Annotated in this window: 9 protein-coding genes and 1 pseudogene; 6 read left to right on the top strand and 4 right to left on the bottom strand. The window is 73.4% G+C overall.

Features of this window, described 5'->3' with window-relative positions:
• On the bottom strand, positions 1-242 hold a 242-nt coding region (locus E0D90_RS20490; protein WP_174856233.1), incomplete at its 3' end, for a helix-turn-helix domain-containing protein.
• Positions 243-349: 107 nt separating this feature from the next.
• On the opposite strand from E0D90_RS20490, the gene E0D90_RS20485 reads away from it, so the two are divergent.
• The 4 genes from E0D90_RS20485 to E0D90_RS20470 all read left to right on the top strand — a co-directional run bounded on the left by E0D90_RS20485 (position 350) and on the right by E0D90_RS20470 (position 2,866).
• Positions 350-1,264, top strand: a complete 915-nt coding sequence (locus tag E0D90_RS20485; RefSeq protein ID WP_170215022.1) for a DMT family transporter — start codon at positions 350-352, stop codon at positions 1,262-1,264.
• Positions 1,265-1,463: 199 nt separating this feature from the next.
• Positions 1,464-1,784, top strand: coding sequence for a hypothetical protein (locus tag E0D90_RS20480; protein WP_103503587.1), 321 nt, complete (start codon positions 1,464-1,466; stop codon positions 1,782-1,784).
• A gap of 80 nt (positions 1,785-1,864) precedes the next feature.
• A complete protein-coding gene (locus tag E0D90_RS20475; RefSeq protein ID WP_130799569.1) occupies positions 1,865-2,218 on the top strand; it encodes a tail fiber domain-containing protein in 354 nt (117 codons plus the stop codon).
• Positions 2,219-2,329: 111 nt separating this feature from the next.
• Positions 2,330-2,866, top strand: coding sequence for a putative immunity protein (locus tag E0D90_RS20470; protein ID WP_227870361.1), 537 nt, complete (start codon positions 2,330-2,332; stop codon positions 2,864-2,866).
• Positions 2,867-3,013: 147 nt separating this feature from the next.
• Here E0D90_RS20470 and E0D90_RS20465 read toward each other — a convergent pair whose 3' ends face one another.
• The 3 genes from E0D90_RS20465 to E0D90_RS20455 form a co-directional block, all read right to left on the bottom strand.
• Positions 3,014-3,580 carry a TetR/AcrR family transcriptional regulator gene (locus E0D90_RS20465; protein WP_219806394.1) on the bottom strand — a complete coding sequence of 189 codons (567 nt, stop codon included), beginning with the start codon at positions 3,578-3,580 and terminating at the stop codon, positions 3,014-3,016.
• Between the two features lie 450 nt (positions 3,581-4,030).
• On the bottom strand, positions 4,031-4,240 hold the full coding sequence (locus E0D90_RS20460) for a CsbD family protein (RefSeq protein ID WP_103529245.1): 210 nt from the start codon (positions 4,238-4,240) through the stop codon (positions 4,031-4,033).
• Between the two features lie 150 nt (positions 4,241-4,390).
• On the bottom strand, positions 4,391-5,572 hold the full coding sequence (locus tag E0D90_RS20455) for a zinc-dependent alcohol dehydrogenase (RefSeq protein ID WP_130799568.1): 1,182 nt from the start codon (positions 5,570-5,572) through the stop codon (positions 4,391-4,393).
• Positions 5,573-5,727: 155 nt separating this feature from the next.
• On the opposite strand from E0D90_RS20455, the gene E0D90_RS20450 reads away from it, so the two are divergent.
• Together E0D90_RS20450 and E0D90_RS20445 are read left to right on the top strand one after the other, a co-directional pair.
• Positions 5,728-7,773, top strand: coding sequence for a protein kinase domain-containing protein (locus E0D90_RS20450; protein WP_170215020.1), 2,046 nt, complete (start codon positions 5,728-5,730; stop codon positions 7,771-7,773).
• Between the two features lie 89 nt (positions 7,774-7,862).
• A pseudogene (locus E0D90_RS20445) lies at positions 7,863-8,619 on the top strand (hypothetical protein); the annotation flags it as partial.

Genomic DNA, 8,619 nt, shown 5'->3' with positions numbered 1-8,619 from the left:
GCGTTGTGGAGCGTGGCGAGGAGCGTCGTCTGCCATCGGTGGGCGCGGCGGCGGAGGTAGGCCACCACCAGGTGCTGCTTGGAGCCGAACCGCTGGTAGAGGGTGCGTTTGGTGACTCCGGCCTCCTCGGCGACGAGGTCGACGCCCACGGCGCCGATTCCCCGGCCGTAGAACAGTTCCTCCGCGGCGTTCAGGAGGCGATCGCCGGCGGCGGTGGTCGCCGGCGGCGGTGGTGGGGTCAGGTCGGTGAGACCGATGGAACGGCTGGGATCGCCGGCGTGTGGCACGGATGCCTCCTGCGGTCGTCGGTACACGGCAAGTATACCGACCGGTGTGTTTTCATGAGGATATGAAGAGCTTGGGATGGGCGGGTGCCTTCGTCGTGCTGTGGTCGTCGGGCTTCGTCGGAGCCGTGCTCGCGCAGCCCGCCGGTTCCGTCACGGCTGTCCTGGCCTGGCGCTACCTCGTGACGGCGCTGGTGCTGGTGGCGGTGGTGCTGGTGGTCCGGCGTCGGCCGGTCTCAGCGCGTGAGGTGGTGCGGCAGGGTGTGATCGGCCTGCTGGCACACGTGGTGTTCCTGGGCGGAGTGTTCGGGGCCTCGGCCGGCGGGGTCGGCGCGGGGACGGTCGCGCTGGTGTGCGCCCTGCAGCCGATGCTGGTCACGGTCGCGGGGCGCGTCGGCTGGGGCGACGCCGTGCGGCGGCGGCAGGTGGTGGGTCTGCTCACGGGGCTGGCCGCGGTCGTGGTCAGCGTGGGCGGAACCCTCGGCGTGGGCGGGGCCGGGCTGCTGCTTGCGGTGGCGAGCCTGTTCGGCCTGTCGGGAGCGGCGCTGCTGGAGCGCCGCTGGCGGCCGGAGACCGATGTCGTGACCAGTCTGTGTGTTCAGGTGGTCGTCTCGGCCGGGGTCTTCCTCGCTTTCGCGGCGGCGACGGGCGGTCTCGGCGTCACGGTGACGCCCGCGGTCATCGGTGCGCTGGTGTGGCTGGTCCTCCTCTCGGGGCTCGGTGGCTACGCGGCCTTCGTGGTGTGCCTGCGGCGGTTGGGCAGCACCACGACGAGCCTGCTGCTCTACCTCACCCCGCCCGTCACCACGGTGTGGGCGTGGGGGATGTTCGAGGACGTGCCGGGGCGAGCGCAGGCGCTGGCGTTGCTCCTGGGTGCCGCGGCCGTGTTCCTCGCCTGGCCGCGGACTCCACGGGGCCGGGCAGCGGACGGGATCGCACCTCGCGCCGACGGCCCCCGGCGAGCCGCCGTGCCGGGCTGACTCCGCGCTCCCACCCGGCCCGCACCGACGACGCCCGGGCCGGCACCACGGCGTGGAGCGCCCGGCCGCCGAGGGGTGCGCGGCTGGCGGGCACGGTCACCGCCGTTGGGCGGACGGCGAGTTGATCCGTGCTTTTGGGCGTGCGCGGTCGTTAGCAGTGTCGCGGACGCACTCGGCGTCCCGGCCGAAAGGATGCCCGATGCCTTGGAAACGCGGTCCCCGCCGTCTGCTGGTGCTGTCGGCCACGGCGGCCGTCTGCACGGGAGCCCTGAGCGGCGGCGTCCCGGCGGCGGCCAGCACGAACGTCGTCGCGGGCGGGAACAGTGCTCACGACATCACGATGATCAACAGGACGCCCGGCGTCGCGGCGGCCGGTGCGACGACCCACACCGGCGGGCTGGGCAACGGGCTGATCCAGGTACCGGTGGAGCGTCCCGACAACAGGGGTGCCGGTGGCAGCCTGCTCTTCTCGGACCGTGAGCTGAAGACCGACGTCACCCCGGTGGTCTGGCAGCGATGAGCGGCCGGCGGTTGCGGAGGGCACTGACCGGCGTGCGGACCGCGGTCCGGGCCGGCAGGCGCCGTCGGCGGAGTGGCTCGGTGGCCGGCCTGACGTCCGCGGCCGTGCCGGGTGCGGTCTGCGGCGGCGATTCGGTCAACGGCTACCAGGTGCTGGAGCAGGTGGCGCGGCTGCCGGTCAGCAGCTGGCGGTACCACTGGGATCCTCCGCACGTACGGCACCTGGGCCCGATGGCGCAGGACTGGTGGAAGGCGTTCGGGGTCGGCGAGAGTGACCGGACGATCTGCTGCACCGACGCCAACGGAGTGGCGATCGTCGCGATCCAGGCGCTGCACCGGGAACTCGACGAACTGCGCGACGAGGTCGCCGCGTTGCGGGCCCTGATTCCACCGGCGCACGATCCCGGCGGTCGCGGGACGGCCGGCTCCGGCTGAGGGCCCGGCCGTCCCCGGCCTCACAGAAGCGCGAACCGTGCTCGCCGTCGCTCACCGTCCGCTCCGGAGCCGGGTGGCGGCTTTCCGGTGCGGTGGGCGAGGATGCGACTCGTGGTCAACAGAGCCAGCGAGATCCCTCTGAGTACGCAGGACCTCCGCGCGGTCACCGGCTACGCCGCCGAGAGCGCTCAGGAGGTCCTGGAGCTCTTCGAGAGGGCCCACCCGGCCGACTCGCGGCCTCGCCGGGCGATCGACGCCGCGTGGGCGTTCGCGCGGGGTGGGGATCGGGGGAAGCCGCTGCGTGACACCGCGTGGGCGGCGCACAGGGCGGCCGGGGAAGCGGGTGCCACCGCCGCTGGTGACGCGGCGCGAGCGGCGATGTGCGCGGCAGCCGCCGCGTACCTGCATCCGCTGGCCGACGCCCACCAGGTCAAGCACATTCTGGGGGCGGCGGCCCACGCCGCGAGGGCGTCCGAGCTCGCCGCGGGCGACTGCCGGGGCTTCGCCGGCCATCGTGAGGGGGCTCGGCGGCGCGCGGGGCCGGTGGTGGTCGAGGTGCTCTGCCGCTACCCCGAGGCGCCTCGGGGTGGTGGGCGCGTCGGGGAGCTGGTCCGTGATCTGGACGCGGCGCTCCGCGGCGGTCGCTGATCGGACGGTGCTCGGTGGCTGATCGGCCGGTGCGCGACTGGGCGGGTGATGGTCCGTCGCTCTCGCCACGCGCGGTGCGGCACCCGGGGGCGGACGATCGTCCCGCCCGCACGGTGTGTGCGCGGGACGGCGGACGGCGGACGGCGGCTATGTCAGGAGGCCCCTGGCGATCTCGCGTGCCTCGTGCAGCAGCCCCTTGCCGTGGATGCCGTGGTGGGCGAACGCCCCCTCCAGCAAAAGGAAGAGGTGCCGCGCCAGCCGTTTCGGGTTCTCCGCTCCGGGCTGGTCCGCGGTGATGAGTTCACCGAGCCGCTCTTCCACCGACCGTTTGTGGTAGCGGATGATGGCGTACGCGGGGTGGTCCGCCGGCAGTTCGGCCGCGGCGTTGAGGAAGGCGCAGCCGCGGTCTATGGCCCGGGCGTCCTCGGCGTACACGTCGAAGAACGTGAGGGCGCGGGGCCGTTCGGCTGCGGCGAGCCGGGCTTCCAGTCCCGCCCACCATCCCGAGTGGCGGTTCTTCAGGTAGGTGGCCACCAGGGTGTCCTTGGAGCCGAAGTTGTTGTAGAGGGTGCGCTTGGTGACGCCGGACTCCGCTGCGATGGTGTCCACACCGACGGTGTGGATGCCGTGGTCGTAGAACAGTTCGGACGCGACCTCCAGTACCCGCCGGGCCCTCGGGGTCAGGTCGCGGATGTCCGCTACATCATGTTCCACACGCATCTCCACGATCTTTACAGGTCTGTGTAAACTACCTCCCCTCAGGCACTTCACAGATCAGTATAAGGAGGCGTTGTGCACACGTGGCTCGGGCGTGCTTTCGCAGCTCTCGGCGCAGTCGCGCTGGCGGTCGACGCGAGTAACGCGATGCGACATGGCCTGCCGGTCTCCGAACGCGCGCGTCTGCGCTGCGCCCCCCGGGAGGAACCGCTGTACGTTCCGCACTCCTGGTCGGCGAGTGAGTTCGGCAAGAGCATGCCGTCACCCCGGTGAGAACCCTCCGGCCCTCCCGCTCCGCCGAGGCCGGATCTCGTCGTCACCGGCGGTGATCAGCGGTCGTGGGGCCGGCTCCGACGCCGGGCCACCGGCGGACCAACACCGCACAGCACGGTAACGACGAGGGGCCCGACCGCTTGCCGCGGTCGGGCCCCTCGTCATCGGCGGGCGTCACTCCCGCCGGTCTGTGTCCTTGCCGTCGGAGGTCAGGGAGTCCTTGATGCCGGCGGCCCCGTCCTTGAGGCTCGAGGCGCCGTTCTTCGCGCTGCCCTTCACCTGGTCGGCCTTGCCCTCGGCCTTCATGCGGTCGTTACCCGTGACCTTGCCGATCGCCTCCTTGGCCTTGCCCTTGAGGCGGTCGGCCGCTCCGTCGTTGCTCATGGAGGTCTCCCTCGGCTCGTCATTGGCGTTCGTAACGACCGCCTGCCCCGATTCACAGAGGTCACGCCTGGTGATTCACCGTGGGCCGAGGTGGGGCCGTGCCGCCGTGGGTTCCGGCCTCGGAGTCGGGCCGGAGCACGGCGACGATCTTCACGGGCGGAACACCACCTTGACGGCTCCGTCGTCCTTGCGCTGGAACATCTCGTACGCGTCGGCGGCCTCGGTCAGCGGCACGTGGTGGGTGGCGAAGTGGTCCACCCCCAGCGGGTCGTGTTCGGTCAGCAGCGGCAGGATATCCGGCGTCCAGTGCCGGACGTTGGCCTGTCCCATGCGCAGCTGCACCTGCTTGTCGAAGAGCGTCAGCATGGGCAGGGGGTCGACCATGCCGCCGTAGACGCCGCTGAGGGAGATGGTCCCGCCCCGGCGCACCATGTCGATGGCGGAGTGGAGCGCTGCCAGGCGGTCCACTCCCACGCTGCCGGCGACCTTCTCGGCGGCTGCGGTCGGCAGGACGGCCGCGGCGTTCTGCATCAGCTGCCCGGTGCGGTCTCCGTGGGCCTCCATGCCGACCGCGTCGATGACGCTGTCCGCGCCGCGGCCCTCGGTCAGCTGCCGGACCTCGGCGGCCACGTCGTCGGTCTCCCGAAGGTCCAGGGTGTGCACTCCACGGGCGCGGGCGCGCTCCAGCCGTTCGGGGACGAGGTCGATGCCGATGACCTGGCGGACCCCGTGGTGCAGGGCGATGCGGCACGCCATGTCGCCGATCGGGCCGAGGCCCAGCACGGCGAGGGTGCCGCCGTCCGGTACGTCGGCGTACTCCACTGCCTGCCAGGCGGTGGGGAGGACGTCGGAGAGGAAGAGGAACCGGTCCTCCGGCACGTCGTCGGGCACTTTCAGGGGGCCGTACTGGGCCTGCGGGACCCGCAGGTACTCCGCCTGGGCGCCCGGGACCGCGCCGTAGAGCTTGGTGTACCCGAAGAGGGCGGCACCGGCGCCCTGGTCCCGCACCTGGGTGGTTTCGCACTGGGTCTGCAGTCCTCGGTCGCACATGAAGCAGGACCCGCAGGAGATCTGGAACGGGACGACCACCCGGTCCCCGGGCTTCAGGCCGGTGACGGCGGACCCGACCTCCTCGACCACGCCCATCGGCTCGTGTCCCAGGATGTCACCGGGCGTCATGAAGGGCGCCAGTACCTCGTAGAGATGCAGGTCGGAGCCGCACAGCCCGCTCGATGTGACCCTGATGACCGCGTCCGTGGGCTCCTCGATACCTGGGTCGGGTACCTCGTCGACGCGGACATCGTGCCGGCCGTGCCATACGGCTGCCTTCATGACTGTCACCTCCGGGCCCCACCCGGGGCCGAGTGTCGTCGCGCTTTCACCGGACCACCCGGGTACCACCGATCACGCCGCTCACACATGTCCTCCGCGACAACCTGGCGGCCCGGTGGTGTGACGGCCCCCACGGTCTTCCTACGATGCGGCGCATGGCCGACCACATAGCTCCGACCACCGCCGCCGACCCGACCGACCTGGGCCCGTACCGGGTGGTGGGCGTCCTCGGAGCAGGCGGAATGGGAAAGGTCTACCTCGCCCGGCGGCGCTCGTCCCCTCGGCCGCGCCCGGTGGCGGTGAAGGTGCTGCTGCCGGGGGTCGCCCACGACGAGGAACTCGTCCGCAGGTTCGCGCGGGAGGCGGTCGCGGCCTCGGCGGTGCGCAGCCCGCGCGTGGCACGGGTGCTGGGCCACGGCACAGACGGGCAGCCCTGGATCGCGACCGAGTACCTGGCCGGGCCGTCCCTGGCGGAGCACATCCGGCGTCACGGGCCGCTGCCGCCGCGGGCGCTGCGTCAGCTCGCCGCGACGCTCGCGGCGGCGCTCGACGATGTCCACGGCGCGGGTCTGGTCCACCGTGACCTCAAGCCCGCCAACATCGTGGTGACCGCCGACGGCCCGCGTCTGATCGACTTCGGTATCGCAAGGCCCGAGTACGGGATGACGCTGACCACGGACGGCCGCGTTCCCGCGACACCCGGATACGCGGCCCCAGAGCAGCTGACGGGGCGGCGGGCGGGGCCGGCGGCCGACGTGTTCGCGCTGGGCGCCGTGCTGGTGCGCGCGGGGACCGGCCGTCCCGCGTTTCCCCCCGGGGACGCGCTCTGGGTGAACTACCAGGTCGTACACGGTGAGCCCACACTCGACGGGCTGCCTCCTGAGCTGCGTCCGGTGATCGCCTCCTGCCTGGCCAAGGCTCCGGGCGACCGCCCCCTGCCGGGGGACCTGCGCGGGCTGGCCGACGGGGTGAACGATCCCCCGTTCTGGCGGCTGGCCCCGGTGGCCGACGACGCGAAGGGGCGGGCGCGGGACGCGCGGGCGGCGATCCGTGGCCACCGGCCCCCGGGAACCACGGGGCGGCTGACGCGCCGCCGCGCGCTGGGACTCACCGGTGCCGCCCTGGTGGTAGCCGCCGGCGGCGTGTGGTGGCGCGGTGCGGGCGGTGGGGCGGGCACCGGAAGGGACTCGGACGCCGTCCCGCTCGCCGACTACCGGCGGGGCCTGCAGCCCGACCCGTACTGGACGCGTGACGGGCTCGCCGAGGACGGCCCGGCGCCGCTGCCCGTGGCGGATGTCGTCCTCGCGGCGGCCGGCGACGACGGCCTGACGGCGTTCGGGGTGCGCGAGGGCGCCACGCGGTGGTCCGACGGATCGGTCAGGCCCGCGAAGGGGATCGCGGCCGGCGGGCCGGAGAACGGCGAGCTCGTGCTCGTGGCCACCGCGGACGACCGGGTACGAGCGCTGCGGTGCGCGGACGGCTCGACGGCGTGGAACGATTCCCTCCGGGTGTCCTCGGTACTCGCCGCCGATGGGGCGACGGGGTTCGTCCTCTCCACCGACGGGATGCTGGTGGCACTCGACCTGGCGACGGGTGAGGAGCGCTGGCGCGCCGCTGCCGGAACCGGCGAGGAGCGTCCCGGCGTCGCGATCCACGACGGCACGGTGCTCCTGGCGGGGCCCCGCCGGCTGGCCGCCCTCGCAGTGAGGGACGGTGCCGCCCGCTGGAGCCGGGAGGGGCGCTTCGCCGCCACCTCCGGCGCGCCCGCGGTGGTCGGCGGGATGGTCGTGGTGGGTGGGGAGAACCTGGTGGCGCTGGAAGTCGGGGACGGCGGCGAGGTGTGGTCGCTGCCCGGGCGGGACGGAGGGTGGGGGCAGCCGGCCGCCGTGTCCGGCGGGGTGTGCGCGATCCGCGGTTGGGAGCTGGTCCGGGTGGCCGCGGAGGACGGTGCGCAGCTCTGGTCGGCGCGGCTCGACGTCGAGGACGAGCTGCCGGACGAGCCGCCGGTGGTGGAGGGCGCCAGCGTCTGGACCCCGCTGGGCGGTTCGGGAACGAAGGGGGTGTCGGCGTGGCTGGCGGACAACGGCACATCGCTGTGGGCCGTCTCCACGGGACGACGCGGGCGCTGGAGCCTTGCGTCCTCGGGCTATCGTGTCTTCCTGTCGCACGCGGGGCAGTTGACGGCTATGCCGGTGCCCTGAGAGCGGTGGCCGGTGAGTCACCGCCGTGGGACGGACGCGCAGGGGGTGGGGCCCGGGCGCGTGATTGACGAGAGCCGAGGGGGCGGGGCGTGACGAACGATGGCGAGAGCCTGGTCGACGGCGGGCTGGAGGCACTGGCCGGCTATCGCCTGTCGGGTACCGGGCCGGGTGAGGCTCCACGGGGAATGCGGTGCCACTGGGCGTGGCATGTGTCGACCGGGGCGACGGTGGCCCTGACGGTGGTGAGCCCCGGCTCCGTCGTCGAGGAGGCACACCGGCGTTGGGTCCGGCACGAGGCGCGCGTGGCCCGTGGGCTCGGGCCCCCGGCGCGGCGCGCTCTCGTGGCGGAGGCTCCCGACGGCGCGCTGCCGTGGCTGGTGACGGCGTGCGCGATCGGTCCCTCGCTGGAGCGGGTGATCGCTGGCCACGGATCGCTGCCGCCCGCGGGTGTCCGCGACCTCGGGGTGGCGCTGGCGCGGGCGTTGCGCCCTCTCCATGAGGCGGGAGTCGCCCACGGCGCGTTGCGCGCCTCGACCGTGGAGCTGACCGCTGAGGGGCCTCACCCGCACCCGGGGCGCGGTCCGCTGCGTCCGGACGGATGCGGCCCCGGGCCGGTGGACGATGTCGCGGACCTCGCGGCCCTCCTTGTTGAATCGGCTGGTGGTGTGGAGGCCCTTCCGGCTGGTCTCGGCGCTTTTCTGACGGCCTGTGGTGACACCGCGCTCGGCGGCGAGCGTCCGGGGCTGGGGGAGCTGACGGACCGGCTCGTCGCCGCTCTGCCGGGGACGTTCGGCTGGCCGGAGCTCCTCACCCCGGGCGGCGCGCCCGCGCCGCCCGGGGTGAGGA

Origin of the sequence: Streptomyces otsuchiensis (assembly GCF_004305975.1) — a bacterium.
Lineage (GTDB): Bacteria > Actinomycetota > Actinomycetes > Streptomycetales > Streptomycetaceae > Streptomyces > Streptomyces otsuchiensis.
This window is presented reverse-complemented; position numbering and strand designations above follow the sequence as displayed.

Excerpts from the sequence above, each read along its gene's own strand:
- E0D90_RS20460 (WP_103529245.1), bottom strand. The coding sequence starts at position 4,240 with ATGAGCAACGACGGAGCGGCCGACCGCCTCAAGGGCAAGGCCAAGGAG.
- E0D90_RS20485 (WP_170215022.1), top strand. The coding sequence starts at position 350 with ATGAAGAGCTTGGGATGGGCGGGTGCCTTCGTCGTGCTGTGGTCGTCG.
- E0D90_RS20455 (WP_130799568.1), bottom strand. The coding sequence starts at position 5,572 with ATGAAGGCAGCCGTATGGCACGGCCGGCACGATGTCCGCGTCGACGAG.
- E0D90_RS20450 (WP_170215020.1), top strand. The coding sequence starts at position 5,728 with ATGGCCGACCACATAGCTCCGACCACCGCCGCCGACCCGACCGACCTG.
- E0D90_RS20480 (WP_103503587.1), top strand. The coding sequence starts at position 1,464 with ATGCCTTGGAAACGCGGTCCCCGCCGTCTGCTGGTGCTGTCGGCCACG.